The sequence below is a fragment of the Bradyrhizobium sp. Tv2a-2 genome, from assembly GCF_000472425.1.
Classification (GTDB): Bacteria; Pseudomonadota; Alphaproteobacteria; order Rhizobiales; family Xanthobacteraceae; genus Bradyrhizobium.
The window spans coordinates 126,762-152,409 of sequence record NZ_AXAI01000006.1 but is presented as its reverse complement, the minus strand read 5'-3'; the positions used below and the strand labels follow the sequence as shown (position 1 = coordinate 152,409).

Genomic DNA, 25,648 nt, shown 5'->3' with positions numbered 1-25,648 from the left:
CAAGATTTTCTGTGGGAAGCTCTGGTCCACGTGCTAGATATTTAAGTGATGATTTCCGGAGCCGGCGCAGTGAAGACCCAGCGGCCCATCCCAGCAGATGACGATCACCGTGTGATCCCGTTCCGGCCGCGCAGCGCCCTCCACGCCCCCCAGTTGCACGCCCCCTCCGTCCAGGCGCAGACCGGACGGTCGGACAGGCTGGTCGAGCCGCTCGACCTGTCGCGTTACGAGAAGCCGCGAGCGGCGCCCGACGATTTCCGCCAACGCATGCTCGCCAATATCGCCGCCTTTGCCTTCACCGTTGCGCTGACGGCGGTCGGCATCTGGCTAGCCATGAGCATCGCCGATCTGCGAAGGACCCAGGATTGCGTGCTGATGGGCCGGCGCGACTGCGTGCGCATCTCGACCCACTAGCGGCTGCAGCCCCGGCCGCCGGCTCACCATTTGGACCGATCAAAAAGCCCTAAAATTCGGCAGATCGTGGCCTTTTCGCCTCCATTGAACTAAAGGCGGCGCTCCGATATACGGGCACTCGACTCCCGGCGGCGGGATGAGAGGGCTGGTCTCAGGCGCGGATCCCCCGCCCGCCGCGGCAATCCGGATTTATCTCCAATATATCAAAGGCTTAGTGATGTCCTCAACATTCGATCAGGTCGCCACGATCATCGCCGAAACCTGCGACATCCCGCGCGACACGATCACGCCGGATAGCCACGCCATCGACGATCTGGGCATCGACAGCCTCGATTTCCTCGACATAGCATTCGCCATCGACAAGGCATTCGGGATCAAGCTGCCGTTGGAAAAGTGGACCCAGGAGGTCAACGACGGCAAGGCGACCACGGAGCAATATTTTGTGTTGAAAAACCTGTGCGCGCGTATCGACGAGCTGGTCGCCGCCAAGAACGCGGGTACCTGACCTCAGCTCATGAGAATCGAATATTTCCAGCTGATCGATCGGATCCTCGACCTCAACCTGGAAGAGAAGACGATCAAGGTCGAGGCCCAGGTTCCTCAGGAGAGCACGATCTTCGAGGGGCATTTCCCGGGCTATCCAATCATGCCCGGCGTGCTTCTGATCGAATCCATGGCGCAGACCTCGGGCTGGCTGCTGCTCGGCCTGTTCAAGTTCGAGCGCATGCCGTTTCTGGCCGCCGTCAAGGAGGCCAAGATGCGTGGCTTCGTGCCCCCGGGCGAGCTGCTCACGGTTGAGGCAAGCCTGGTCCATGAGGGCTCGGGCTATGCCATCACCGAGGCGAAGATCAAGGTCGGCGGCAAGCTCCGCTGCAATTCGACCCTCACCTTCAGCCACGTCCCCTTCCCGCATCCCGACCTGCGCGTGCACATGGATGCCGTGGCCAAGCGCATCGCCTTTCCCCAGCAGGCCTTCCAGTCATGACTGAAATCAAAGTAGCGAGACGGGGTCCGGCGGAAGTCTGGATCACCGGCATCGGTCTTGCCACGTCTCTCGGAGAAGGCCTCGACGCCAACTGGCAGGGGTTGCAGGACCGGCGCGTCAATGTCGACGAGACGAACTTCGCGCCCTATATCGTGCACCCGTTTGCGCCGGTCAATTTCGACACCCAGATCCCGAAAAAGGGTGACCAGCGGCAGATGGAGGCCTGGCAGCGCATCGGCACCTATGCCGCGGGCCTCGCGCTGGACTCCGCTGGCGTCAAGGGCAACAAGGAAATCCTGTCCCGCATGGACATGATCGTGGCCGCCGGCGGCGGCGAGCGCGATCTCGCGGTCGACGAGGCGATCCTCACCGCGCAGGCCAAAGGCAATGTGCCGCCCGGCTTCCTCAATGAGCGGCTGATGAACGACCTGCGCCCGACGCTGTTCCTGGCGCAGCTCTCGAACCTGCTCGCAGGCAACATCGCGATCGTGCACGGAGTGACCGGTACGTCGCGCACCTTCATGGGCGAAGAGACGGCGGCAGTCGACGCGGCGCGGATTGCGCTTGCCCGTATCGTCGATGGCGAGAGCGACATCGCGTTGATCGGCGGGGCGCAGAACGGCGAGCGCAAAGACCTTCTGGTCCTCTACGAATTCGGCGACTTCAACCTGAAGAACAAGTTCGCGCCGCTCTGGGCGCGCAGCGAACATCCCGGCTTCGCGCTCGGTTCGGCGGGAGCGTTCCTGGTGATCGAGTCGAAAGCGCATGCGGAAGCGCGTGGGGCAAAGCCGTTTGCCCGGCTGACCCAGGTGTTGGGCGATCATGCTCCGCGCAAGCAACCCGGTCAGATCACCAGATCGCTGGAAGCGCTGTGGAACAAGCTCAAGCTGACCGGCGATACGGCCGCGGTCATCACCGGCGCCACCGGCGCGGAACCCGCGACCGCGGAGGAGCACGCGTTCCTCGCCTCGCATCCCGGTCGCGCCATCAGGGCGACGGGAACGATGTTCGGCCACACCATGGAGGCGCAATTCCCCATCGGGCTTGCGCTCGCCGCGCTGTCGATTTCGCGCGGGGAACTGTTTCCGGCAAACGATTCATCCGGCTTCGAGATTGAAATGTCGGCACCGCCGTCCCAGATTGTGGTGATCGGGACCGGCCACTGGCGGGGCGAAGGCATGGCCCTGGTGGAAGCGATCAGTTAGCCGCTGACGGGGGGAAACCATGGCAGCACCGCGCGACAAATTGGGCAGGCCGATCGTCGTCGTCACCGGTATGGGGGTTGCGACCTCACTTGGCGCCGGCAAGTCCGACAACTGGAAAAAGCTCACGGCCGGCGAATCCGGCATCCGCACCATCACGCGTTTTCCGATCGACGGCTTGAAGACCACCATGGCCGGCACGATCGATTTCGTGCCCATTGAGCCCTTCTCCTCGACCGACCTGTCCGAGCGGCTCGCCGATCTCGTCGCGGAAGAAGCCATCGCCCAGGCCGGTATCGGCAGTGCGGGCAATTTCCCAGGACCATTGTTTCTGGCGAATGCGCCGATCGAGCTTGAATGGCCGCAGCGCGATGAACTCGCCCGCACCATCGGCAAGGCCGAATTCAAGTATGATGACCTTCTGACTGCCAGCGGTGGCGGGCGATTCGTGCCCTGGCACCGCCGCTTCCTGTTCGGCTCGATCTCCGATCATCTCGCTGAACGCTTCGGCACCAAGGGCTCGCCGATTTCGCTGTCCACGGCTTGCGCATCAGGCGCGACCGCGATCCAGCTCGGCGTCGAGGCCATCAGGCGCGGCGAGACCGATGCTGCGCTTTGCGTTGCGACCGAGGGCTCGGTCAATCCGGAAGCGCTGATCCGCTTTTCGCTACTCTCCGCCCTCTCCACCCAGAACACGCCGCCGCAGGCGGCGTCGAAGCCATTCTCCAAGAACCGGGACGGCTTTGTCATGGCCGAAGGCGCAGGCGCCTTGGTGCTCGAGAGCTATGAGGGGGCAACGGCCCGCGGCGCGAAGATTCTCGGCGTGCTGGCCGGCTGTGGCGAACTGACTGATTCCTTCCACCGGACCCGCTCGAGCCCGGACGGCAAGCCGATTATCGGCTGCGTCCGCAAAGCGCTGGCTGACGCCGGCATGACGCCTGAGCAGATCGACCACATCAATGCCCACGGCACGGCGACGCCCGAGAACGACAAGATGGAGTATTTAGGTATCTCAACGGTGTTCGGCGAGCGCGCCAAAGAGATTCCGATTTCCTCCAACAAATCGATGGTCGGCCACACCATCTCCGCCGCAGGCGCGGTGGAAGCGGTGTTCTCGCTGCTCACGCTGGAGCACCAGCGGATTCCGCCGACCATCAATTACGAGATTCCGGATCCGGCCATCCCCTTCGACGTGGTGCCGAACAAGGCGAGGGATGCGAAGGTCACGGCAGTGATGTCGAACTCCTTTGGTTTCGGCGGCCAGAACGCTTCGCTGATCCTCACGCGCGAACCGGCCTGATGCGGACCTGATGGCTTCGCTCGTTGCTCGCGCCAAGGCCGGAATCGGCCGCGCCGCCAAGCCGCTCAGCGAAGCGCTGGTCGGCGCGCTCACCGTCGGTCTGCTGCGCACCACCCGCTATTTTAATGCGGACCGGACGGCGGATGCGTTCGCGCGCGTCGCGCAGCTGATCGGGCCGCGGTTGCGCGAGCAGCGCATCGGCCGCGCCAACCTCACCGCGGCTTTTCCAGAAAAATCGCCCGAGGAGATTGAGAAGATTCTCGCGGGTGTCTGGGACAATCTGGGGCGCATGGGCGCCGAGTTCGCCCATCTCGATCACATCTGGGATTTCGAGGAGGAATATCCCGAGGATGGCCGCATCGAACTCGCACCGGGGACGCGGGCGCTGTTCCACAAGCTCCGGCTCGACGGCAAGCCGGCACTGATCTTCGCAAGCCACCTCGCCAATTGGGAGTTGCCGGCGCTCGCCGCCGTCGCGCACGGGCTCGACACGGCGATCCTCTACCGCAAGCCCAACATCGCCTCTGCCGACCGCATCATCCAGGAGCTCCGGCAGGTCAAGATGGGCACTCTGATACCCGCCGGCCGCGGTGCGCCGCTCCGGCTGGCCGAAGCCCTGAAGAACGGTCAGCACGTCGCCATGCTGGTCGACCAGTACCTGACCGGTGGCGTCGAGGTCACCTTCTTCGGTCGCAAGACCCGCGCCAACCCGATGCTGGCGCGGCTGTTGCGGCAGGTCGAATGTCCGGTGCACGGCGTGCGCATCATCCGCCTCCCCGGCCGCCACTTCCGCGCCGAGCTGAGTGAAGAAGTGATGCCGGTGCGCGACGCCAACGGCCAGATCGACATCCAGGGCACGACACAGGCCGTCACCTCCGTGGTCGAAGGGTGGATCCGCGAGCATCCGGAGCAATGGCTCTGGCTGCATCGGCGATGGCGGTAGCAAACGCCCTCACCCGTCATTGCAAGGAGCGAAGCGACGAAAAGTCACCTCCCCGTCTTCACCTTGGTCCAGAGCCGGTTGATGATGCGCTGGGTTGCCGGATCGCGGGCGGTGATGACGAACAGCTTCTGCAGCGTCGCGTCGTCGGGATAGATGTTCTTGTCGTTGAGGATCTTCGGATCGACCAGCTTCTGACTCGCCAGATTGCCGCTCGCGTAGGACAGGAAGTCGGAATTCCTGGCGGCCACTTCTGGCCGGTAGAGATAGTTGATCAGCTCATAGGCCTCGGCGACATGCTGGGCATCGGCGGGGATCGCGAGATTGTCGAAGAACATCTGAGCGCCCTCTTTCGGGATCGCATAGCCGATCTCGATGCCGTTCTTGGCCTCGGCAGCGCGCGCCCGCGCCTGCATGATGTCGCCCGACCAGCCGACGACGAGACAGATCTCGCCGGTGGCGAGTGCGCTTAAGTACTCCGATGAGTGAAACTTGCGGACGTAGGGCCTGATCTTGCCGATAAGGTCGGCTGCTTTATCCAGATCTGCCTGCCTGGTTGAGTTCGGATCAAGGCCCAGATAGCCGAGCGCAGCGGGAAAGATGTCATCTGCGGAATCCAGCATGTGGACGCCGCAGTCTTTGAACTTGGCGAGGTTTTCCGGCTTGAAGACGATATCCCAGCTGTCGATCTTGCCCTCGGCCCCCAGAATCTCGCGCGCCTTCTTGACGTTGTAGCCGATGCCGGTCGTGCCCCACATGTAGTTTGCGGCATAGACGTTGCCGGGATCGTAGGTCGCAAGATGCTGCGTGACGAAGGGCCAGGCGTTGGCCAAATTGGGGAATTTCGTCTTGTCGAGCTTCTGGAACACATTCGCCTTGATCTGCCGCTGCAGGAAATACGCAGTGGGCACCACGACGTCGTAGCCGGACTTGCCCGCGAGCAGCCGCGTCTCCAGGGTCTCATTGGCATCGAAAGTGTCGTAGACGACCTTGATGCCGGTCTCCTTGGTGAAATTCTCGAGCACGTCGGGCGCGATATAGTTCGACCAATTGTAGAAATTGACCGTGCGCTCCGCCGCACTTGCCGCGCCCGGCAGCAAAACGGCCGCGATGATGATCGCAGCCGCCGCAAAGCCACGGAGAGATTGTTGCACATCCCTCATGCGCTCGCCTTCCTGCGGCGGTGCACCGCATCCGACAACCGCTCCAGCGCAGTATCGAGGGTCGAATCCTTCTTCGCAAAGCAAAACCGCACCACCGAGGTCACCGCATCCTGCTCGTAGAAGGCCGATACCGGGATCGCGGCCACCTTGTAGTCGGTGACGATGCGCCGGCAGAACGCCTCGTCGGTCTCGTTCAGGCCAAGCGGCGACAGGTCGACGGTGAGGAAATAGGTGCCCTGCGAGCGCAGCACCGGGAAGCCGATGCTCTCCAGCCCCGCGGTGAGCCGGTCACGGCTGCGCGCGAGTTCCTTGCGCATGTCGAGGAAATAATCGTCGGCCTTGCCGAGCCCATAAGCCACTGCGGCCTGTAGGTTGGGCGCGGTGGTGAAGGTGAGGAACTGGTGCACCTTGGCGGCCACCCGAAGCAACGGCGGCGCCGCGCAGACAAAGCCGATCTTCCAGCCCGTCAACGAAAAGATCTTGCCCGCAGAGCCGACCTTGATGGTGCGGTCGCGCATGCCGGGGATGGTGATCAGGGGAATATGCTCACGCCCGTCGAAAACGACGTGCTCCCAGACCTCGTCGCAAATGGCGATACTGTCGAACTCCTGGCAGAAGCGGGCCAGCAGCTCGAGGTCCTCGCGCGGATAGACAACCGCGGCCGGGTTGAGCGGATTGTTGAACAGTACCGCCTTGGTCTTGCGGTTGAAGGCGCTCTTGAGCATCTCCTCCGACAGCCGCCAATGCGGCGGCTCGAGCCTGAGGAGCCGCGGGATGCCGCCGGCCTGGCGGATGATCGGCAGATAGGAATCGTAGACCGGCTGAAAGACGATGACCTCATCGCCCGGCTCGACCACGGCGAGGATCGCGGACGTCAGCGCCTCGGTGCCGCCCGAGGTGACCATCACCTCGGTCATGGGGTCGAGCCTGAGCCCGTGCCAATGCCCATAATGGGTCGCAATGGCCTGCCTCAGCTCGGGGATCCCCATCATCGAAGGATACTGGTTGTAGCCGTTCACAGTCGCATCCGCCGCGGCGCGGCGGATGTCCTCAGGGCCGGGATCGTCGGGAAAGCCTTGGCCGAGATTGATGGCATTGTTGTCGCGCGCGAGCTGCGACATCGCCTCGAAGATCGTAACGGGAAGCGTGCCGAAAACCTTGTTCAGGGAGCGCATGGGAGGGTCAGCCGCCCGCCCTGGTCTGCAGACCAGCCGCCTTCCAGCCAATGATGCCGCCGGCCAAATGCTTGTCATAAGGCAGGCCCGCGTCCTGGGCCGCGAGCGAGGCCGTCACCGAGCGTTTTCCCGAGCGGCAGGCAAACACCACCTCTTTGCCTTGCGGATCCGGAAGCGCACCCGGATCAAACGTCGAGAGCGGGACCATGACGCCGCCGGGATAGGCTTCCACGGCCACCTCATTCGGCTCGCGGACGTCGACCAGCAGATAGCGCCCTTCCGCCATTCCCTTGGACACCTCCGCCGGCGTCAAATCATGCACCTTGTGATCCGCCACGTACTTCCTCCAACACTCTCATCCAGTACGCGAGCTCGACCCGCGAACGGCGCCCAAACTCGCGCTTCGTACGCCAAAAATCAAGCACCGCAAGCGCTTAGCCGGGCAACCGAATTTAGATCGTGATCTGGGTCCCGACCTCGACCACACGTCCGCTCGGGATCTGGAAATAATCGGTGGCGTCGTTGGCGGTCCGGCTTAGCGCGATGAACAGATGATCCTGCCAGCGCGGCATGCCCGAATGCGCGGCGGGCTTGAGCGCACGGCGGGACAGGAAGAACGAGGTCGACATGATGTCGAACTGCCAGCCTAGCTTGCGGGCGATCGCGAGCGCCTTGGGCACGTTGGGCGTCTCCATGAAGCCGAAGCGCAGCGTCACCTTGGCGAAGGTCGGGCTGACCTGCTCGAGCTTCACCCTCTCGGCGATATCGACCCGCGGCCTCGGCGCGGATTCGATGGTGAGAATGACGTTCTTCTCGTGCAGCACCTTGTAATGCTTCAGGCTGTGCATGAGCGCGGTCGGCGCGCTGTTGGGGTCGCTGGTCAGGAACACGGCGGTGCCCGAGACCCGCTGCGGTGGCTTCTTCTCCAGCATGGCGACCAACTCGGCGAGCGGGAACTCCAGCTTGCGCGACTTCTCGAACAGCAGCCGGCTGCCGCGCCGCCACGTGTACATCAACAGCATCACCCAGGCGCCGAGCGCGAGCGGCACCCAGCCGCCCTCCCAGACTTTCAACAAATTCGCGGCGAGGAAGGTGAGATCGAGGAACAGGAACGGCGCGATCAGGGCAGCGGCAGCCAGCGGCGACCAGCGCCACACCTTCCAGATCACCACAAACCCCATCATGGCGGTGACGACCATGGTGCCTGTAACCGCGATGCCGTAGGCCGAGGCCAGCGCGCTCGACGACTTGAACATGAAAACCAGCAGCAGCACGGCAATCAGCAGCATCCGGTTAATGCGTGGAATAAAAATCTGCCCCGACTGCGCCTCCGAGGTATGACGGATTTCAAAGCGCGGCATCAGCCCGAGCTGGATCGCCTGACGCGTCAGCGAATAGGCGCCGCTGATCACGGCCTGGCTCGCGATCACGGTCGCAACGGTGGCGAGAACCACCATCGGCAACAGCGCCCAATCCGGAAACATCAGGAAGAATGGATTTTCCACCGCCTTGGCGTCGCGTATGACAAGAGCGCCTTGCCCCAGATAATTAAGCGCGAGCGACGGCAGGACGATGAAGAGCCACGCGGTCTGGATCGGCCGTTTGCCGAAATGGCCCAGGTCGGCATAGAGCGCTTCCGCACCGGTCACGGCGAGGAAAACCGCGCCCAGGGTGACGAAGCCGATGATCCCATGATGCAGCATGAAGGAGACGGCGTAGAACGGATTGAGCGAGAGCAGCACCTCGGGCCGTCGTGCGATCGCTGGCAGCGCGGCAATACCGATCACGAGGAACCAGACCAGCATGATGGGTCCAAAGAACGCCGCCACGCGCGCCGTGCCGCGCGATTGTACGGCAAACAGCGCCACCAGGATGATCACGGTGACCGGCACGACATATGGGTCGAGCGACGAGGTAACGAGCTTGATGCCTTCGATCGCCGAGAGCACCGACAGCGCCGGCGTGATCACCGCGTCGCCATAGAAAAGCGCGCCACTGATGATGCCGAGCAGGACGATGGTTCCGGCCGCCTTGGTCACCGCGCGCTGGGCCAGTGCCATCAGCGCCAAGGTGCCGCCCTCGCCGTGATTGTCCGCCCGCAGCAGGATCACCACATATTTCAGGGTCACCACGACGATAAGTGCCCAAAGGATCAGCGAGGTGACTCCCATGACGGCCAACGGGGTCGCCTCTCCTCCGCTGCTGGCGGCTGCCACGGCCTCCCGCAGTGCATAAAGGGGGCTGGTGCCGATGTCGCCATAGACGACGCCGATGCTACCCAGGGTCAGCGCGGCGAAGCCGGCCGTCGAATGCGCATCGGCATGGCCGTTGGCCACCCTCGTTTCCGGGGCGGGAGCTGTAATATCACTGGTCATGGGAACTGGAGCCTCAAAGGCTTTCACTGCACGGTTGGCAAAGTGAGCCGCGCTTATAGTCCTGCGTCAGGCATAGAGCCTAGCCTGAATCTGCGACGGCGGCATGCGAAAACGCATAATTTCTCGAACTGCTGACCACTTGCGCGGAAGTTGATTCCGGGCCTCGGAGCAGCGATCGGGAAACCGCGTTCCCCGCCCACATAGCGCACGAGGGGTCGGTAATTGAGGTATCATAGTGAGGAAGCACCTAAGGCTTCAAATCGGGCGGCAGCGCCGGATCCTCCCGCATCAGGGTGATCGTGACACGGCGATTGGCCGACAGTGAGGGATCGTCGGGAAACAGCGGCTGGGTGTCCGCCTTTCCCGCGACCGCGAAGATGTGGGACGCCGGCAGGCCCTCATGCTCAAGGATCGCGCGCACGGCATTGGCGCGGTCGGCAGACAGATCGAAGGGCCCGTAGTTGCTGCGCGCCGGGATGAAGCCGGCTGCGGTGTGGCCGGCGATCGAGATGCGCAGGGGCGTCTGCTTGAGCGGGATCGCGAGCTTCTCGATCAGGCGCCTGGTGCGCTCATAGGGTTCCTTCGAGCCGTCGGCGAACATCGAGCGGCCGTCCTGGTCGACGATCTCGAGATTGAGGCCCAGCTTGGTTTCCTCAAAGATGACATGCTTGGAGATTTCGGTGAGTTCCGGCATGTCCTGCAGGGCCTGTCGCAGCGAAGCCGAGGCGAGCGCGAATTCGCGGTCGATCTTCAGCTTCGCGCCATTGAGCTTGTTGCGCTCCTGCTGCTCCGGGCTCGGCGTATTGGAAGCTTCGTCCGGCTGAATGTGATCGGTGTTCTTCATCTTCGGGCGGGTTGGCAGCCCGTCGGTCTCGAGGACGCCGGAATAGCGCGCATCCGACTGCACGCCGAAAGCGTCGCGCATCGAGCCGGCGACAACCTTGAGCTTGTTGGTGTCCTGGGTGGAGAAGGCGACGAGCATCACGAAGAAGCTCATCATCAGCCCCATCAGGTCGGCGAAGGTCACGAACCAGCCGTGACCGCCGCCATGCGCGTCGCCGCGTTTCTTCTTGGCCATCGCGTCAACTCCGCCCCATTCGCCCTGCTATGCCAGCTCCATTAGGCCGGCACCGGCTCGCCTTCCTCATGGCGATGTTTCTCCGGCAGGTAGGCGAGCAGCATCTCGCGAACCAGCGCCGGGCTCTTGGAATCGCGGATCATCAGAATGCCGTCGATGATCAGGGTGCGATTGGTTTCCTCGTCCAAAAGCTTGCCATGCAGCTTGTCGGCGATCGGCAGACAGAACAGGTTCGCGACCAGCGCACCGTACAGCGTCGCGAGCAAGGCGGTCGCCATGAACGGACCGAGCTTGGACGGGTCGGTCATGTTGGCGAACATCTGCACCATGCCGACCAGCGTGCCGATCATGCCGAAGGCGGGAGCGCAGTCGCCGATGGCGCGGTAGATCTTGCTGCCCTCGTCCAGATGCATCAGGAAATTGTCGCGGTCGCGCTCGAGATTGTCGCGGATGAATTCGAGATCGTAGCCGTCGGCGACGTAGCGGATGCCCTTTGCCAGGAACGGCTCGTCGGTCTCGACCTTTTCGAGTCCGACCGGCCCCTGCTTGCGCGCGATCTCGGCGATGCGGGCGAGTTCGTCGACGAGGTCGCGGGCTGAGAGCCGGCTCATCGTGAAAGCGTATTTGAGCCCCAGCGGCAGGGCATGCAGGATCACGCCGAGCGGAAAGCGGATCATGGTCGCCGAGATCGATCCGCCGAAGATGATGATGACGGCGTGCTCGCTGACGAACATCTCGAGGTCGCCGCCGAGTAGCATCAATGTCGCGATGACGATTGTGCCGGCAACCAGGCCTACGCCCGTCGTGATATCCATGAGAGACTCCAACGCGTACGCGAACCCACCGTCGTCCTGACGGCGCGCGGCCCGACTTGGACCACGTTGGAAGACCCTAGATGGCCGCCATTAAAGAGGCGTAAAGGTTAAACGCAGTTGTGCCGCATCGCGATGAACGGTGCAGGGTCATGCGGCCGGCGCGAGGCGGGTTGCGGCCAAAGGACCGCGATACGGGCGTGACATCAACGTTCCGCTAACCATATAAAGCGGGTCGTATTTCCACCGTCCCCAGCAACCTGATCCCTTCAGGCGCGTTCCAGACCCCAGACGCGGGGTGTCGAGGCAGACAATGTCGAATAGAGATCCCATCAACTGGATGCTGTCCGAGGCGATCGACTCACTAACCCGGGCCGAGCGGCTGCGTCAGCAGTTTTTTGTCCTGCAGTCGCAGGCGGGGCCGCGAGAAGCCTGCTGGGAGCCGCCGATCGACGTGCTGGAGACGGATGAGGAAATCCTCATCCTGGTGGCCTTGCCCGGTGTCGACCCGGAAAGGGTCGAGGCGGTCATCGAGGGCGACGGCGTACTCACCATCAGCGGGCAGCGGACACTGCCTGCCGAACTGCGCAACGCCCGCATCCACCGGCTGGAGCTGCCGCAGGGACGATTCGAGCGCCGCATCGCTTTGCCGTCCGGCCGCTATGCCGTCAGCCGCTTCGCCGTCAACGGCTGCATCGCCTTCCGTCTCGCCAAATCCTGAAAACGGAGATCGCCAAATGCCGCCCGACTCCGGACAAGCGACTTCCAACGCCAATACCTCCAACATTATGTCAGACACCACCGCCATTCGCATTCCCGACGATGCCTTGATCATCGTTCCCGTCCGCAACATCGTGCTGTTTCCGGGCGTGATCGCCCCGATCACCGTTGGCCGCGCCAAATCGATTGCCGCCGCCCAGCAGGCGCTGCGCGAGCAGCGGCCGGTCGGTATCCTGCTGCAGCGCGACCCGGAGCTGGACGATCCTGGCCCGGAAGACCTCTACCGCGTCTGCACCATCGCCAACATCGTACGCTACATTACTGGCCAGGACGAGACCCATCACGTCATCTGCCAGGGCGTGTCGCGCGCCCGCGTGCTGGACTATCTGCCCGGCACGCCCTTCCTGGCAGCGCGCGTGCAAAATATCCCGGAGCCGAGCAATAACTCGCCGGAGATCGAGGCACGTTTTCTCAACCTGCAGCGCCAGGCGATCGAGGCGGTGCAGTTGCTGCCGCAGGCGCCGCCCGAGCTTGTCGCCGCCTTCCAGTCGACCACCGCGCCCGGTGCGCTTGCCGACATGGCGGCCGCCTACATGGACATCAAGCTGCAGGACAAGCAGGAGATCCTGGAGACCGTCGACCTGGCCAAGCGAATGGAGAGGGTCTCCGCATTCCTGGCCGAGCGGCTGGAGGTGCTGCGCCTGACCAACGAGATCGGCCAGAAGACCAAGGCCGTCTTCGACGAGCGCCAGCGCGAGGCGATCCTGCGCGAGCAGATGGCGACCATTCAGCGCCAGCTCGGCGAAGGCGACGGCAAGGCGGCCGAAGTCACCGAGCTCACCGCGGCGATCGCCAAGGCCAAGATGCCGCCGGAAGCCGAAAGCCAGGCGGTGCGCGAACTGCGCCGCTATGAGCGCATGCCTGAGGCGGCGGGCGAGGCCGGCATGGTGCGCTCCTATCTCGACTGGCTGATCGAGCTGCCCTGGGCGCTGCCGGATGAGAAACCCATCGACATCACGGAGGCGCGCCGCATCCTCGACGAGGATCATTTCGGGCTCGAGAAGATCAAGAGCCGGATCATCGAATATCTGGCGGTGCGCAAGCTTGCGCCGCAGGGCAAGGCGCCGATCCTGTGCTTCGCGGGTCCCCCGGGCGTGGGCAAGACCTCGCTCGGACAATCGATCGCGCGTGCGATGGGACGGCCTTTCGTCCGGGTCAGTCTCGGTGGCCTCCATGACGAGGCTGAAATCCGCGGCCACCGCCGCACCTACATCGGGGCCCTGCCCGGCAACATCATCCAGGGCATCAAGAAGGCCGGCGCGCGCAATTGCGTGATGATGCTGGACGAGATCGACAAGATGGGGCGCGGTATTCAGGGCGATCCGTCGGCCGCGATGCTGGAGGTGCTCGATCCCGAGCAGAACGCGACTTTCCGCGACAATTATCTCGGCGTGCCCTTCGATCTCTCCCGCGTCGTTTTCATCGCGACCGCCAACATGCTCGACACCATCCCCGGACCGCTCCTGGACCGCATGGAGATCATCAGCCTTGCCGGCTACACCGAGGACGAGAAGCTCGAGATTGCGAATCGCTATCTGGTGCGCCGACAGCTCGAGGCGAACGGCCTGAAGGCCGAACAGGCCGAGATCGACGCCGAGGCGCTGCGACAGATCATCAAGGGGTACACACGTGAGGCCGGCGTCCGTTCGCTGGAGCGCGAGCTGGGCCGCGCGCTGCGCTATGCCGCGGTGCAGATCGCCGAAGGGACGACGCAGAAGGTGACCATCGCGCCCAAGGACCTCGCCGCCATTCTCGGACAACCGCGCTTCGAGGGCGAGATCGCGCTGCGCACCAGCGTGCCCGGTGTCGCAACCGGACTCGCCTGGACACCGGTCGGCGGTGACATCCTGTTCATCGAGGCCACGCGCGTGCCCGGCCGGGGTGCGCTGATCCTCACCGGCCAGCTCGGCGAGGTGATGCGCGAGAGCGTGCAGGCCGCGCTGACCCTGGTGAAGAGCCGCACCTCGCAACTCGGCATCGATCCCACGCTGTTCGAGAAGAGCGACATCCACATCCATGTCCCCGCCGGCGCCACGCCGAAAGACGGACCGAGCGCCGGCGTCGCCATGTTCACGGCGCTAACTTCGCTGCTCACCAATCGCACGGTCAGGAGCGACACCGCCATGACCGGCGAGATCTCGCTGCGAGGCCTCGTGCTACCGGTCGGCGGCATCAAGGAGAAAGTGGTCGCGGCCGCAGCCGCGGGGCTGACACGCGTGATGCTGCCCGCCCGCAATCGCAGGGATTACGACGACATCCCGAAAACCGCGCGCGACAAGCTCGAATTCATCTGGCTCGAGCAGGTCGACGACGCCGTCGCCAATGCGCTTGCGGAAGCGCCGCAACCGGCGGCGGCCGCGGAGTGAAGCTGGCAGTCGTCAGGTGTCGTTCCGTGGCGCCTCGATGAGGGTCCGATGCTGTCGCATCGCCCCGGAATGACCGGGGCAATCCCTCAAACCCGCCCCGCCCGGTCGCGCAGCCGGTAGAACTGCAACGCGGTGTTGGCGGTCTTGGCCTGCAGGCGGCTGAAGCTCGCGCAGTATTGGTCAAGATCGGCAGAGGCGAAGTCCGCCTTTGCTGCCTTGAGCAGCAGCAGGGCCTTGGCGGTGTCCCAGGAAAAGCGGGCAGCCTTTGCGAGCACGATCACCTGCTCGACACGCTTCTGCACCAGCGCGCGCTCGACGACACCAATGGAAACGTCGCAGACACAGGCGAGCGCGACCGCGGTGCGGTCGAAATCCTTCGCCCTGGCAAAGCGGAGAATGCCCGCTTCGTCGAGCCTGCCTTGCGCATGCAGCTCCTGAACCTCGTGTCTGGCATCGCGAAATATCCCCGAGCCGGCGCGAGCCATGTGTTGCAGCCGCTCGCTGGCGGCGGCCACAGCGGCGCGAATCTGATGCGCCTGGCGCGGTTTCGCAGCCTCCAGCGCCGCCCTCACTTCGTCCGAGACGCGCTGGAACAGACTGACCACCTCGTGCCTGGGGATATCCGGGCGCGACCACACGCATAACGCCAGGCGGTTGTCCTTGAGCGCCTTGTCGACCAGGGTCGAGAAGCCGTTGCCTGAAAAGCGCGACCCGCTGTTTTCGGCCGTGCTTGCAACCACGGCCGGATTACCCCGCGCAAGCAGCACGTCGGTGACGCTCTCATTGACCTCCATCCGCCTGGAGATCGCGAGCAGATGATCCTGGCTCATCGTCCTGGCGTTCTCGACGAGCATCTGCTCGGTGACCCGCGTCGATTGCGAGAGCACGGGCCCCGCGACCTCGATCGCGGGATCGAAGGCCAGCATCTTGATGATGTTCAACGGTGCATCGACCGCACTCGCAAGGCGGCTGCCGAATGCGGCGCGGGCCGCCAACTCGACGCCCTGGACAAGCCTTGTCATGACCTCGTCGAACAGCTCGAGCTGCGGTTCGGAGAAACTGCCCGACGCCGACATGAAGAGATCGGTGACCCGGCGCAGCACGTCCGCGCGACGTGACAGGCTTCCGCTGCCGACGGCATCCTCAAGCTGATCCAGCAGGCCTTCGTATGCGTCCATCGCTCACCCCCGGCCGCCGGCCGCGCGTGTAGCGGGCACCACCGCTGCGCGAAGCGGCGCTGCGAACTCGGCCATGAAGCGCGCCTGCGGCACCGGCCGCGCGAACAGAAAGCCCTGTGCGTATTCCACGCCCGCCTTGCGCAGCATCTGGAACTGATGCTCGGTTTCGACGCCTTCGGCGGTCACCGCCATCTCGAGCCCGCGCGCGAGTGCCAGCACCGAGGCGATCACGGCCGTGCAATCTCGCCGCCGCTCGGCGCCCTGGATGAAGGATTTGTCGATCTTGATCTTGTCGAAGGGGAAGTTGGTCAGGTAGCTCGCGGACGAATAGCCGGTTCCGAAATCGTCCAGCGCCATGGTGATGCCGAGGTTCTTCAATTGCCGGATGGTCTGCAGGTGCGAGGACTGGTTGTCGAGCAACGCCGATTCCGTTATCTCGAGCTCCAGCCGCTCCGGATTGAGGGCGGATTCGACCAGCGCGCAGAGCACGACGTCGAACAGGTTGCCCTTGTTGAACTGGAAGGCGGAGAGATTGACCGAAACCCTGAGTGGCTCGGGCCAGTCGGCGGCGTCCTTGCATGCCTGCTGCAGGATCCAGTCGCCGAGCGGAATGATGAGTCCGCTCGCTTCCGCAACCGGAATGAATTTGTCGGGATCAACGAGGCCGCGCTGCGGATGGCGCCAGCGCACCAGGGCCTCGCCGCCGCACACCGTCTGCGACCTGACATCGATAATCGGCTGATAGTACAGCTCGAACTGCCCCTTGCTGATAGCCTCGCGTAATTCGTTCTCGATGATCTTGTGGGTCTCGGCGCTCTTCATCATCTCCGGCCGATACAGCCTGAAGTCGTTGCGGCCGTCCGCCTTCGCCGCGTAGAGCGCGAGGTCGGCCTTCTTGAGCAGGTCCTTGCGCTCGCGTCCGTCGAATGGCGAGCGCGCGATCCCGATGCTGGTGCCGACCGTCACCTGATGCCCGTCCAGATCGATCGGCCGTGCAATGGTGTCAACGATCCGAAGCGCGAGCGCGATCGTCGTTTCATGGTCCCGTTCGCTTTCATGACCTTCCAGCGGCTGGATGATGGCGAACTCGTCGCCCCCGAGGCGCGCCAGGATGTCGCTGTCGCGCAGGCTCGCCTTGAGACGGCGCGCGACCTCGATCAGCAACTGGTCGCCGGCGGCGTGACCGAGCGTGTCGTTGACGTTTTTGAACCTGTCGAGATCCAGCATGAACACGGCGAAATCATCGGTCGCGACGTTGTCGCGGCGAAAGATCGGCCCCTCCAGCATCTTGGTGAGAAAGGCGCGGTTCGGCAGCCCGGTCAGGAGATCGTGCTCGGCAAGATAGGCGATCTTCTGCTCATTGCGCGCCCGATCGGTGATGTCCTCATGCGTCGTCAGCCAGCCGCCGTCCGGCATCATGTGACGGCTGATCGACACGATGCGGCCGTCGGCAAGCTCCCGGACCTCGGCCTTCTGCTTGGTGTGCTCCGCCATGTAGACGCCGGGGTCGAGCTCGAAATGTGTGCCCGCCCGACGACGAAGTTCGAGGATCTCGGGCAGGCTGACGCCGGGCAGGATCTGCTCGGGCGAGAGGTGGTAGATTTCGGCGTAGCGGCGGTTCGAAACGACGACCCTCTGCTCGGCGTCAAACAGGCAGACGCCCTGGGCCATGTTGTTGATGGCGGCATCGAAGCGCGCATTCGTCTGCTCCAGCGTCGCCGCGTTCGCAACCAGCAGATCCGCGTCGCGCTTGTGCTCGGTAATGTCCTCGTGGGTCGCAATCCAGCCGCCACGGCAAATCTTGTTGCGGCGAATGAACACGGTTCGCCCGTCCACCAGCGGCTGCGTCTGCGTCGAGATGCGCATGACGCTATCGATATAGTCGTCGATACTCAGATCGGAGGTCTGGCCGTTGCGCACATGGCTCTCGAGCAGACTACGCAACGGCGTGCCCGGTCGCACCTGCTCGTCGCCCAGGCCATACATGTCGCGGAAGCGCTGGTTGGAAATAACGACGCGCCTCTCCGAATCGAACATGATGAGGCCGTTCGGCATATTGCTCAACGCGAGCTCGAACAGCCCGTTGACCTCCCCTAGCCGGCTCGCCATCTTGCGGACGAAAAATCCGAGCAGCGCAATGACCAGGACTATGATCGCAGTGCCGAACGCCTCGCGCTCGGCGCGGGCGCGCCAGGGTGCGAGAAGCTCGCTGGTGCTCTGGGCGACCGCGAGCACCAGCGGATAGAGCTCGCTCTCCTGGTAGCTGTTAAAGCGCACGACGCCATCGGTCGACGACTTCACCTCGACAAAGCCGGACTTCGATGTCTGCAATTCTTGGAATATGCCGCTTTGCGACAGGTCCTTGCCGACATTGGCTTCGTCGAACGGCCTGCGCGCCAGGAGCCTGCCGCTACGGGTTGCGAGCAGGATGGCGCCCTTCTCGCCGATATCGAGTTGCTGATAGAAATCCTGGAAATGACCCGGTCGGATCAGCACCACCGCGACGCCACCGAAGCTCCCGTCCTCCTTGTTGAACCGCCGGGACACCGGAATGACCCAATCCCGGACGTTACGTCCGCGGATCGGCGCGCCGATGTATGGCTTCTGTGACGGATTGCTGACGTGGTATCGGAAGTATTCGCGATCCGAATCGTCGACAGATTGCCAGTTGCGCTGCGAGTTCGCGATCAGCGCGCCCTGTCGATCGACAACAGCAAATCCCCGCAGCTCCGGATTTCGGGCCACCTCGTCCTGAAACCAGGACGCAACTCGCTCACGTCCTCCCGCCTGGGCCAGATCGCCGTGCTCCAGCCGTTCCACAACGCCGGTCAACAGCGTGTCGGCGGTGCGGAAGGTCAGGTCCGCATGATGGATCAGCGACTTCAGGAGATTTTCATTGTCCCGCCTGGCGTCGGCAAGATAGTCGGCGCGCTGCTCCAGGATGCGCGATGTTTCGAGACCAACGATGATGGTGCAGACGATCAGTACGAAGCCGAGCGTTGCTGTTGCGACAGTCGGCCGCCAGCCGGACCCGCCTCGCCAAAACCGCCACTTGGTGCGCCAACTCGATCTCATCATGCGTAGACTTGCAGCGACCGACCCTTGCGTTTACTCGGTTGATAGATTCGTTCGCGAAATCAGCGCATTCACGGGCGTCTCGTGCGTTCGGGCGGTTCCCGCATCGGGCTTTGAAAAATAGGCCGGGCGCGCCAGATCGGTGGGATCAAAGCACGCGCATGGTCGGGGATTGATTAACGAGATACCGAAGCTTGTCAGAACCCGTATTCGTACGGATGGCTCCAGATACCGCGATAATACTCTCTCAGAGTGAAATACCAGCTAGTTGCAGGCTGAGCGTGCGCAGCCGCGCACGCGCCTTGGCATCAGAGGCCTGCGGGTTGGCCTGCGCCTCGCCCAGCCCGTTGAAGAACAGCCCGCTCCGGCCGGCGACGTCGTCGCCCTCGATGAGACGCAGGATCGCCTCGCCGCCTTGCTCGACGGTCGACATCGGCGTGATGCCGCCGGCGCGGACCATGGTGGTGTTCATATAGGTCGCGGGATGCAGGCAGTTCACGGTGACGCCCGTTCCCTTGAGCTGATCGGCAAGATCGATGGTGAACATGATCTGCGCAAGCTTGCTCTGGGCATAAGCGCGGCCGCCATCGTAGTTCTTGGTGAGCATGACGTCGTCGAAATCGATCGGGTATTGCCCGAGCGAAGCGACATTGACGATACGCGAGGGCGCCGCCGCTTTGACGAGCGGGAGCAAGAGATGAGCAAGCAGGAAGCCCGCGAGATAGTTCACGGCAAAACGCAGCTCGTAGCCGTCCGCGCTCTCGCGCCGCTCGGGGCCCCCATTGCGCGATCCAATGCCGGCATTGCTGACGAACACGTCGAGCCGCTTGTGGTCGGCGGTCACGGCGCTGGCGAGCGAGCGCGTGCCCGCCAAAGATGACAGGTCGGCTTGATAAAAGCGCGGCGCGGCATGGCCGTCGCGGGTGATCTCAGCGATCAGCGTCTTCCCCCGCGCCTCGTCGCGACCATGGATCAGCACGTTTGCGCCTTCAGCCGCGAGTCGCCTTGCGACATAGCGGCCAACACCGTCGGTTGAGCCTGTGATCAGGACCGTCTTGCCGCGCATGTTCATGGCGCACCCTCTGAGACTTAGTGGATCTCGGCCGAGCGCTTCAGTGCGTCCTTCAGCTTCTCCAGCGAGAACTCCTTGGAGCGCGCGATCTCCAGGATCGGCGCCTCGCGGCGGGCGCAGAGCTCGCAGGCCTCGGGCAGCTTGGGCGCGACGTCGGTCGGGATCACGATCGCGCCATGGCGGTCGGCATGGATAAGATCGTCCGAGCGCACCGTCATCCCGGCGACGCGCACCTCGCCGCCAAAGCTTTCCGCATGCACCCATGCATGCGAGGGGCCGACCGAGCCGGCCAGCGCCTGGAAGCCATCAGCCCATTGGTCGATGTCGCGGATCGAGCCGTCGGTGACGACGCCGAGGCAGCCGAGCGCCTTGTGCACATTGCTCTGTACCTCGCCCCAGAACGCGCCATAGCCGACGTCGGGACCGTCGATGTCCTGGATCACCGCGATGCGCGGCCCATAGCCGGTGCCGACATATTCATAATACTCGAGGCGCCGCTTGCCCTGCTCGGCCGCCGGCAGGCCGGACTTCACCACCGAGCGGATGCTCACAGTACGCGCGTAACCGACCATCGGCGGCAGCGTGGGAAACGGGCAGACCAGCGGCTTGGTCGTGTAGCCGATCAGCCGCCGCTCGGGTGCCACGATCTCCATGGCGTTGCAGATCGTCGGCGTGTCCCAGCGCGCAAGCTGTTCGAGCAGGGATGCGGGCAGCGGGGCGTTGGCAGGCTTGTTCACGGGCGTCTTCTCCGGGGATCGCGGGCGACCGTTTCAAGCGCCGCCCATTGTCCCTGCCCTATAGCCGAGATTGGCAGCAAACCCAACTCAGCGCCTGCTCATGGCAGATATCTGAGGGACGGACTATGCGGACAGCCCTGGGCATCAATGCAGCCGGTCTGGCCGTTCCTCGGACTCGGATGCGGCAGGCGGAAAGGACGGCGCCTGCGGGCTCGATGCCGGGACCTTGCTGCCGCTCGCCGCCGAGGCCGCGGCGCGCGCATGGTCGCGATAGGATTTCCAGCCCAGCGGCAAGCTCAGGATATAGAGCACCGAGCCGGCGGAGAGGATGTACCAGGGATAGGCGATCAGAAGCGCGATGAAGAAGATCACCGAGACGAAGACCGGCAGCACCAGCTCCGGCGGCACGCGCATACGCACGGTCTTGCCGGAAAACACCGGCAGCCGCGATACCATCAAGAATGCGACCAAAAGCGTATAGGCTGCGGTTACCACCGCCGGCGGCTTACTTATGTCGAGGAAAGCAAGATAGATCGGCAACAGCACGGTGATCGCACCCGCCGGAGCCGGAACGCCGGTGAAATAGTTCGCGGCAAAGGCGGGCTTGTTGGGATCGTCGATGCTGGCGTTGAAGCGCGCCAGCCGCAGGCTGCCACTGATGGCAAACACCATCGCCGCGATCCAGCCGCCATTGCGCAGCTCATGTAACTGCCAGAAATAGAGGATCAGGCCGGGCGCTACGCCGAAATTGACGAAGTCGGCGAGGCTGTCGAGCTCGGCGCCGAATTTGGACTGGCCCTTGATCATACGCGCGACCCGGCCGTCGAGGCCGTCAAGGACGGCTGCGAACACGATCAGACCGACGGCCAGCCCCATCCGGTCTTCGGTCGACAGGCGGATGGCTGTGAGCCCTGCGCAGATCGCAAGCAGGGTGATGACATTGGGCACCAGCATCCGCACCGGGATCGGGCGGAAGCGGCGGCGGCGCAATTCGGCCTGGGTCGGTTCAAAGGTCATGGCTCAAGATATAGCAACGGCCGCACGCCGGCGCCATCGTCGCCAATCGGCACTTAAGCCGCAAAGGGGGATGGTTAATCCGTCCGGTACGAGCGGCCGTTATCGCTCAGCCTGAAATCCGCCAGAATGGTTTCGCCTGCGACCGCAGTCTGGCCCTCGGCGACCAGCGGCTTGGTGCCCTCGGGGAGGAACACGTCGAGCCGCGAGCCGAACCGGATCAGACCGAACCGCTCGCCGGCGCCGATCGGCTGCCCTTCCTTGACAAAGCACACGATACGGCGAGCCACGAGGCCGGCGATCTGGATCACCCCGATGCGGCCGTTGGACGTCGCAATGACCAGCGAGTTGCGCTCATTGTCCTCGCTCGCCTTGTCGAGCTCGGCATTGATGAAGATCCCGGGCCGGTAGGCGATGCGCTCGACCCTGCCCGCGGCCGGGCTGCGGTTCACATGGCAGTTGAACACACTCATGAAGATCGAGACGCGCGGGAGCGGCCGGTTGCCGAGCCCCAACTCCGCCGGCGGCAGCGCATCCGTCACCATGGACACCCGGCCGTCGGCGGGCGCCACCACGAGGCCGTCGCGCAATGGGGTGACCCGCGGCGGATCGCGGAAGAACAACACGCACCAGACCGTGAGCACCGTCCCGATCCAGCCCAGCGGCGTCCATAGCCAGAACAGCACCAGACTTGCGAGCGCAAAGCCGCCGATGAAGGGATAGCCTTCAGGATGGATGGGCGGAATTTGCCCGCGGATGGAGTTGGCAATCGACATGGGCGCAAGTCTTGTCCTGAGAAGATTATTCCGCAGCAGTGGCGATCACATCGTCCACCGGCTGTGGCACGCGGTTCGGCGCGTCGTTCTCGTCGTCGATCTGCGCCAGTTTCTCGCGCGCGGCTTCCGCCTCGCGCTGCCTGTTCCACATACTGGCATAGAGCCCGCCTTTTACCAAAAGCGCGCCATGGGTTCCGCGTTCGACGATACGGCCCTGGTCGAGCACGATGATCTCGTCGGCGGCGACGATGGTGGACAGGCGGTGAGCAATCACGAGCGAGGTTCGGTTGCGGGAGACGCGGTCGAGCGCTCCCTGTATCTCATGCTCGGTGTGGCTGTCGAGCGCACTCGTCGCCTCATCCAGCACCAGGATCGGCGGCGCCTTCAACACCGTGCGCGCGATCGCGACCCGCTGCTTCTCGCCGCCGGAGAGTTTCAGCCCCCGTTCGCCGACCTGAGTCTCGTAACCTTTCGGCGCCATGCGGATCAGTGCATCGATCTGCGCAAGCCGCGCAGCCTGCTCGACCTCGGCGTCGCTCGCATCCCAGCGGCCGTAGCGGATGTTGTAGCGGATGGTATCGTTGAACAGCACGGTATCCTGCGGCACCATGCCGATCGCGGCGCGCAGCGAAGCCTGCGTGACGTCCTTGATGTCCTGTCCATCGATCAGGATGCGGCCTGCCGAGACGTCGTAGAGGCGGAACAGGAGCCGCGAGATCGTCGACTTGCCGGCGCCGGAGGGGCCGACGATGGCAACGGTCTTGCCGGCGGGCACCTCGAAGCTCAGGCCCTTCAAGATCGGCCGTTCCGGCTCATAGGCAAATCTCACGTCCTCGAAGCGCACGCTGCCCGCGCTCACCACCAGCGGCTTGGCGCCGGGCGCATCCTCGATCTCCGGTGGGCGCGCCAGCACGCCGAACATCTTCTCGATGTCGATAATTGCCTGCTTGATCTCGCGATAGACCATGCCCATGAAATTCAGTGGCTGATACAGCTGGATCATCATGCTGTTGATCATGACGAAGTCGCCGACCGTGTTGCGGCCCTGCCGGACGCCATAGGCGCACATCAGCATGGTCGTGGTCAGGCCGATGGTGAAGATCACCGCCTGCCCCGCATTGAGCATCGTAAGCGACGTATAAGTGCGAACGCTGGCGTCCTCGTAGCGTTCCATCGAACGGTCGTAGCGGGCGGCCTCGCGCGCCTCGGCGCCAAAATATTTGACGGTCTCGTAGTTGAGCAGCGAGTCGATCGCCTTGGTGTTCGCCTCGGTGTCGGAATCGTTCATCTTGCGGCGGATGCCGATCCGCCACTCGGTGGCCTTGTAGGTGTAGTACATATAGACCACGACCATGCAGAGCGTGGCGAGCACGTAGCGCCAGTCGAACACCCAGAGCAGCACGGCCATCAACAGCGTGACCTCGACGATGGTCGGGATCAGCTGCAGGATCACCATGCGCACGATGGTCTCGATGCCGTTGCGGCCGCGCTCGAGAACACGCGTCAATCCGCCGGTCTTGCGCTCCAGATGAAAGCGCAGCGACAATTCGTGCATGTGGACGAAGGTGATGTAGGCGAGCTTGCGCACGGCGTGCATTGCCACCCGCGCGAAGATACCGTCGCGCCATTGCGTGAGCACCGCCATCACGACGCGGACGCCGCCATAGCTCGCAGTCATGATCAGGGGCGAGGCGATGATCCAAACCAGCCAGTCGGAGGCGAGCACGGGCGCGCTGCCCTTCCCCGTCAGCGCATCGGTCGCCCATTTGAAGGTAAAGGGCACCGCCAGGGTCGCAAGCTTGGCGACCAGAAGCAGCACGAACGACCAGACAACCCGCATCTTCAGATCGGAACGGTCGCTCGGCCAGATATAGGGCCACAGATGCGCCAGCGTCCCGATCAGGGTCGCCTGCTCGGCGGAACTTGGGGTAGCAGGCAGCTCATGGCCAGCGTGGGGAGACGGGTTGGGGTGGGCCATCAAACCTGAGCCTGGGGAATCACCTGGGATCGTGCTGCCTTGTTCATGCGCAGCTCATATAGAATGTTTGCAGGCTCCGTACAGTCTCAAGCCCGGCAATTCTTTCGCGCTTCGCCGCTATTTACAGCTAGAATCAACCACGATTGCGAATCATTCCGACTTGACGCCCTTACGCTGCAGTGCCACATCGCCAATATGACCAAAATCAATACCGTCTGTGTCTATTGCGGATCCGGCCCCGGGACCAATCCCAGCTACATTGAAGCCGCCAAGGCCTTGGGCAAGGCATTCGCCGAGAACGGCATCCGCCTCGTCTATGGCGGCGGCTCGGTCGGCCTGATGGGTGCGCTGGCAACTGCCGTGCTCGACCATGGTGGCATGGTCACCGGCATCATCCCGGACTTCCTCACCATGCGCGAGAATGCGTTGAGCCGGGTCCAGGAGATGGTCGTCACGCCCGACATGCATGAGCGCAAGCGGTTAATGTTCGAGCGCTCCGATGCCTTCGTGGCGCTGCCCGGCGGCGTCGGCACGCTGGAGGAGCTCGTGGAACAGCTGACCTGGCAACAGCTCGGACGGCATTCCAAGCCCGTGCTGCTCGCCAATATCGAAGGCTTCTGGGAGCCGCTGTTCGACCTGCTTGCGCATATGCGCGCTACCGAATTCATCCGCCAGGGTTTTGCAGTCGAGATCCTGAAAGCCGAGCGGGTCGAGGAGATCCTTCCCAAGCTGCGCTCCGCGGCCGCGCCGATCCCTGACAGCGCCAAAGAGATGGCGCCGGAAGTCGCGCGCAAGCTGTAGACCTCTCGTCGTCCCAGCGAAGGCGCTGGCTGTTCGTTGAATTACTCTGCCGGAAACGTCACCGCCTCGACGCGATTGCCGTCGAGGTCTAGCACGAATGCCGCGTAATATTTGACGCGCTCGTGCGGGCGCAGGCCGGGTGGGCCATCGGAGGTGCCGCCGGCAGCGAGCGCTGCGGCATGAAAGGCATCGACCTCGGCGGTGGTGCGTGCGCGCAGGCAAATATGAATGCCGCTCTCCGGCGCCACTTTGGCCATGCCAGCGCGCAGGTTGATCCAGAACTCCGGATAGCTCTTGCCGAAGCCGACGGTCGCAGGCCGCGTCACCAGACGCGACAGGCCGAGTGAGGCAAGCACAGGCTCATAGAAGCGCGCGGCGCGTTCGAGGTCGGCGACACCGAGGGAGATGTGGTCGATCATGGGAAGGC

23 protein-coding genes are annotated in these 25,648 nt (G+C 63.8%); 9 read left to right on the top strand and 14 right to left on the bottom strand.

Features of this window, described 5'->3' with window-relative positions; all coding sequences use genetic code 11:
• The first annotated feature begins 48 nt into the window (after positions 1–48).
• The 6 genes from A3AI_RS0113900 to A3AI_RS0113875 all read left to right on the top strand — a co-directional run bounded on the left by A3AI_RS0113900 (position 49) and on the right by A3AI_RS0113875 (position 4,844).
• On the top strand, positions 49–414 hold the full coding sequence (locus A3AI_RS0113900) for a hypothetical protein (RefSeq protein WP_502685745.1): 366 nt from the start codon (positions 49–51) through the stop codon (positions 412–414).
• A gap of 217 nt (positions 415–631) precedes the next feature.
• Positions 632–919, top strand: a complete 288-nt coding sequence (locus tag A3AI_RS0113895; RefSeq protein WP_024516165.1) for an acyl carrier protein — start codon at positions 632–634, stop codon at positions 917–919.
• A gap of 9 nt (positions 920–928) precedes the next feature.
• Positions 929–1,399, top strand: a complete 471-nt coding sequence (locus A3AI_RS0113890; protein ID WP_024516164.1) for a 3-hydroxyacyl-ACP dehydratase FabZ family protein — start codon at positions 929–931, stop codon at positions 1,397–1,399.
• Positions 1,396–2,604 carry a beta-ketoacyl-ACP synthase gene (locus tag A3AI_RS0113885; protein WP_024516163.1) on the top strand — a complete coding sequence of 403 codons (1,209 nt, stop codon included), beginning with the start codon at positions 1,396–1,398 and terminating at the stop codon, positions 2,602–2,604. Before A3AI_RS0113890 ends, A3AI_RS0113885 begins: the two co-directional genes overlap by 4 nt.
• A 19-nt stretch (positions 2,605–2,623) precedes the next feature.
• Positions 2,624–3,901 (top strand): beta-ketoacyl-ACP synthase, encoded by a 1,278-nt coding sequence (locus tag A3AI_RS0113880; protein ID WP_024516162.1) that lies wholly within the window; start codon positions 2,624–2,626, stop codon positions 3,899–3,901.
• Positions 3,902–3,911: 10 nt separating this feature from the next.
• Positions 3,912–4,844, top strand: coding sequence for a lipid A biosynthesis lauroyl acyltransferase (locus A3AI_RS0113875; RefSeq protein WP_024516161.1), 933 nt, complete (start codon positions 3,912–3,914; stop codon positions 4,842–4,844).
• Between the two features lie 44 nt (positions 4,845–4,888).
• Here the strand turns inward: A3AI_RS0113875 and A3AI_RS0113870 are convergent, their stop codons facing one another.
• From A3AI_RS0113870 to A3AI_RS0113845, 6 genes are all read right to left on the bottom strand, one after another.
• Positions 4,889–6,004: a polyamine ABC transporter substrate-binding protein gene (locus tag A3AI_RS0113870; protein ID WP_024516160.1), complete on the bottom strand. Its 1,116-nt coding sequence runs from the start codon at positions 6,002–6,004 to the stop codon at positions 4,889–4,891.
• Complete coding sequence (locus A3AI_RS0113865) at positions 6,001–7,179, bottom strand: aminotransferase (RefSeq protein ID WP_024516159.1); 1,179 nt, start codon at positions 7,177–7,179, stop codon at positions 6,001–6,003. Before A3AI_RS0113865 ends, A3AI_RS0113870 begins: the two co-directional genes overlap by 4 nt.
• 7 nt (positions 7,180–7,186) lie before the next feature.
• Positions 7,187–7,465, bottom strand: a complete 279-nt coding sequence (locus A3AI_RS0113860) for a rhodanese-like domain-containing protein (RefSeq protein WP_051382411.1) — start codon at positions 7,463–7,465, stop codon at positions 7,187–7,189.
• A 166-nt stretch (positions 7,466–7,631) separates the two neighbouring features.
• A complete protein-coding gene (locus A3AI_RS0113855) occupies positions 7,632–9,554 on the bottom strand; it encodes a potassium transporter Kup (RefSeq protein WP_024516157.1) in 1,923 nt (640 codons plus the stop codon).
• A 247-nt stretch (positions 9,555–9,801) separates the two neighbouring features.
• Positions 9,802–10,632 (bottom strand): OmpA/MotB family protein, encoded by an 831-nt coding sequence (locus tag A3AI_RS0113850; protein ID WP_024516156.1) that lies wholly within the window; start codon positions 10,630–10,632, stop codon positions 9,802–9,804.
• Between the two features lie 41 nt (positions 10,633–10,673).
• Positions 10,674–11,447 carry a motility protein A gene (locus A3AI_RS0113845; protein ID WP_024516155.1) on the bottom strand — a complete coding sequence of 258 codons (774 nt, stop codon included), beginning with the start codon at positions 11,445–11,447 and terminating at the stop codon, positions 10,674–10,676.
• Between the two features lie 310 nt (positions 11,448–11,757).
• Between A3AI_RS0113845 and A3AI_RS0113840 the strand changes: the two genes are divergently transcribed.
• Together A3AI_RS0113840 and lon are read left to right on the top strand one after the other, a co-directional pair.
• Positions 11,758–12,165, top strand: coding sequence for an Hsp20/alpha crystallin family protein (locus A3AI_RS0113840; RefSeq protein WP_024516154.1), 408 nt, complete (start codon positions 11,758–11,760; stop codon positions 12,163–12,165).
• 67 nt (positions 12,166–12,232) lie between these two features.
• A complete protein-coding gene (gene lon, locus A3AI_RS0113835; protein WP_051382410.1) occupies positions 12,233–14,590 on the top strand; it encodes an endopeptidase La in 2,358 nt (785 codons plus the stop codon).
• Between the two features lie 86 nt (positions 14,591–14,676).
• Here the strand turns inward: lon and A3AI_RS0113830 are convergent, their stop codons facing one another.
• The 7 genes from A3AI_RS0113830 to A3AI_RS0113800 all read right to left on the bottom strand — a co-directional run bounded on the left by A3AI_RS0113830 (position 14,677) and on the right by A3AI_RS0113800 (position 24,420).
• Complete coding sequence (locus tag A3AI_RS0113830; protein WP_024516152.1) at positions 14,677–15,768, bottom strand: DUF2336 domain-containing protein; 1,092 nt, start codon at positions 15,766–15,768, stop codon at positions 14,677–14,679.
• Between the two features lie 3 nt (positions 15,769–15,771).
• On the bottom strand, positions 15,772–18,846 hold the full coding sequence (locus A3AI_RS42685; protein WP_024516151.1) for a bifunctional diguanylate cyclase/phosphodiesterase: 3,075 nt from the start codon (positions 18,844–18,846) through the stop codon (positions 15,772–15,774).
• A 244-nt stretch (positions 18,847–19,090) separates the two neighbouring features.
• The gene (locus tag A3AI_RS0113820) at positions 19,091–19,915 is read right to left on the bottom strand and encodes an SDR family NAD(P)-dependent oxidoreductase (protein WP_024516150.1); all 825 of its coding nucleotides are present in this window, start codon (positions 19,913–19,915) and stop codon (positions 19,091–19,093) included.
• A gap of 17 nt (positions 19,916–19,932) precedes the next feature.
• Positions 19,933–20,652, bottom strand: a complete 720-nt coding sequence (locus A3AI_RS0113815; RefSeq protein WP_024516149.1) for an RraA family protein — start codon at positions 20,650–20,652, stop codon at positions 19,933–19,935.
• 144 nt (positions 20,653–20,796) lie between these two features.
• Positions 20,797–21,669, bottom strand: a complete 873-nt coding sequence (gene pssA, locus A3AI_RS0113810) for a CDP-diacylglycerol--serine O-phosphatidyltransferase (protein ID WP_024516148.1) — start codon at positions 21,667–21,669, stop codon at positions 20,797–20,799.
• A 74-nt stretch (positions 21,670–21,743) separates the two neighbouring features.
• Complete coding sequence (locus A3AI_RS0113805; protein WP_283807234.1) at positions 21,744–22,478, bottom strand: phosphatidylserine decarboxylase; 735 nt, start codon at positions 22,476–22,478, stop codon at positions 21,744–21,746.
• Positions 22,468–24,420, bottom strand: coding sequence for an ABCB family ABC transporter ATP-binding protein/permease (locus A3AI_RS0113800; protein ID WP_024516146.1), 1,953 nt, complete (start codon positions 24,418–24,420; stop codon positions 22,468–22,470). The genes A3AI_RS0113805 and A3AI_RS0113800 overlap by 11 nt, the downstream gene beginning before the upstream one ends.
• A 195-nt stretch (positions 24,421–24,615) precedes the next feature.
• Between A3AI_RS0113800 and A3AI_RS0113795 the strand changes: the two genes are divergently transcribed.
• Positions 24,616–25,221: an LOG family protein gene (locus A3AI_RS0113795; RefSeq protein ID WP_024516145.1), complete on the top strand. Its 606-nt coding sequence runs from the start codon at positions 24,616–24,618 to the stop codon at positions 25,219–25,221.
• 41 nt (positions 25,222–25,262) lie between these two features.
• On the opposite strand, the gene A3AI_RS0113790 is transcribed toward A3AI_RS0113795, so the two are convergent.
• Complete coding sequence (locus A3AI_RS0113790) at positions 25,263–25,640, bottom strand: VOC family protein (RefSeq protein WP_024516144.1); 378 nt, start codon at positions 25,638–25,640, stop codon at positions 25,263–25,265.
• Positions 25,641–25,648: the final 8 nt, after the last annotated feature.

Coding starts and splice junctions, on each gene's coding strand:
- A3AI_RS0113900 (WP_502685745.1), top strand. CDS start 49: ATGATTTCCGGAGCCGGCGCAGTGAAGACCCAGCGGCCCATCCCAGCA.
- A3AI_RS0113895 (WP_024516165.1), top strand. CDS start 632: ATGTCCTCAACATTCGATCAGGTCGCCACGATCATCGCCGAAACCTGC.
- A3AI_RS0113890 (WP_024516164.1), top strand. CDS start 929: ATGAGAATCGAATATTTCCAGCTGATCGATCGGATCCTCGACCTCAAC.
- A3AI_RS0113885 (WP_024516163.1), top strand. CDS start 1,396: ATGACTGAAATCAAAGTAGCGAGACGGGGTCCGGCGGAAGTCTGGATC.
- A3AI_RS0113880 (WP_024516162.1), top strand. CDS start 2,624: ATGGCAGCACCGCGCGACAAATTGGGCAGGCCGATCGTCGTCGTCACC.
- A3AI_RS0113875 (WP_024516161.1), top strand. CDS start 3,912: ATGGCTTCGCTCGTTGCTCGCGCCAAGGCCGGAATCGGCCGCGCCGCC.
- A3AI_RS0113870 (WP_024516160.1), bottom strand. CDS start 6,004: ATGAGGGATGTGCAACAATCTCTCCGTGGCTTTGCGGCGGCTGCGATC.
- A3AI_RS0113865 (WP_024516159.1), bottom strand. CDS start 7,179: ATGCGCTCCCTGAACAAGGTTTTCGGCACGCTTCCCGTTACGATCTTC.
- A3AI_RS0113860 (WP_051382411.1), bottom strand. CDS start 7,465: ATGGCGGAAGGGCGCTATCTGCTGGTCGACGTCCGCGAGCCGAATGAG.
- A3AI_RS0113855 (WP_024516157.1), bottom strand. CDS start 9,554: ATGACCAGTGATATTACAGCTCCCGCCCCGGAAACGAGGGTGGCCAAC.
- A3AI_RS0113850 (WP_024516156.1), bottom strand. CDS start 10,632: ATGGCCAAGAAGAAACGCGGCGACGCGCATGGCGGCGGTCACGGCTGG.
- A3AI_RS0113845 (WP_024516155.1), bottom strand. CDS start 11,447: ATGGATATCACGACGGGCGTAGGCCTGGTTGCCGGCACAATCGTCATC.
- A3AI_RS0113840 (WP_024516154.1), top strand. CDS start 11,758: ATGTCGAATAGAGATCCCATCAACTGGATGCTGTCCGAGGCGATCGAC.
- lon (WP_051382410.1), top strand. CDS start 12,233: ATGTCAGACACCACCGCCATTCGCATTCCCGACGATGCCTTGATCATC.
- A3AI_RS0113830 (WP_024516152.1), bottom strand. CDS start 15,768: ATGGACGCATACGAAGGCCTGCTGGATCAGCTTGAGGATGCCGTCGGC.
- A3AI_RS42685 (WP_024516151.1), bottom strand. CDS start 18,846: ATGATGAGATCGAGTTGGCGCACCAAGTGGCGGTTTTGGCGAGGCGGG.
- A3AI_RS0113820 (WP_024516150.1), bottom strand. CDS start 19,915: ATGAACATGCGCGGCAAGACGGTCCTGATCACAGGCTCAACCGACGGT.
- pssA (WP_024516148.1), bottom strand. CDS start 21,669: ATGACCTTTGAACCGACCCAGGCCGAATTGCGCCGCCGCCGCTTCCGC.
- A3AI_RS0113800 (WP_024516146.1), bottom strand. CDS start 24,420: ATGGCCCACCCCAACCCGTCTCCCCACGCTGGCCATGAGCTGCCTGCT.
- A3AI_RS0113795 (WP_024516145.1), top strand. CDS start 24,616: ATGACCAAAATCAATACCGTCTGTGTCTATTGCGGATCCGGCCCCGGG.
- A3AI_RS0113790 (WP_024516144.1), bottom strand. CDS start 25,640: ATGATCGACCACATCTCCCTCGGTGTCGCCGACCTCGAACGCGCCGCG.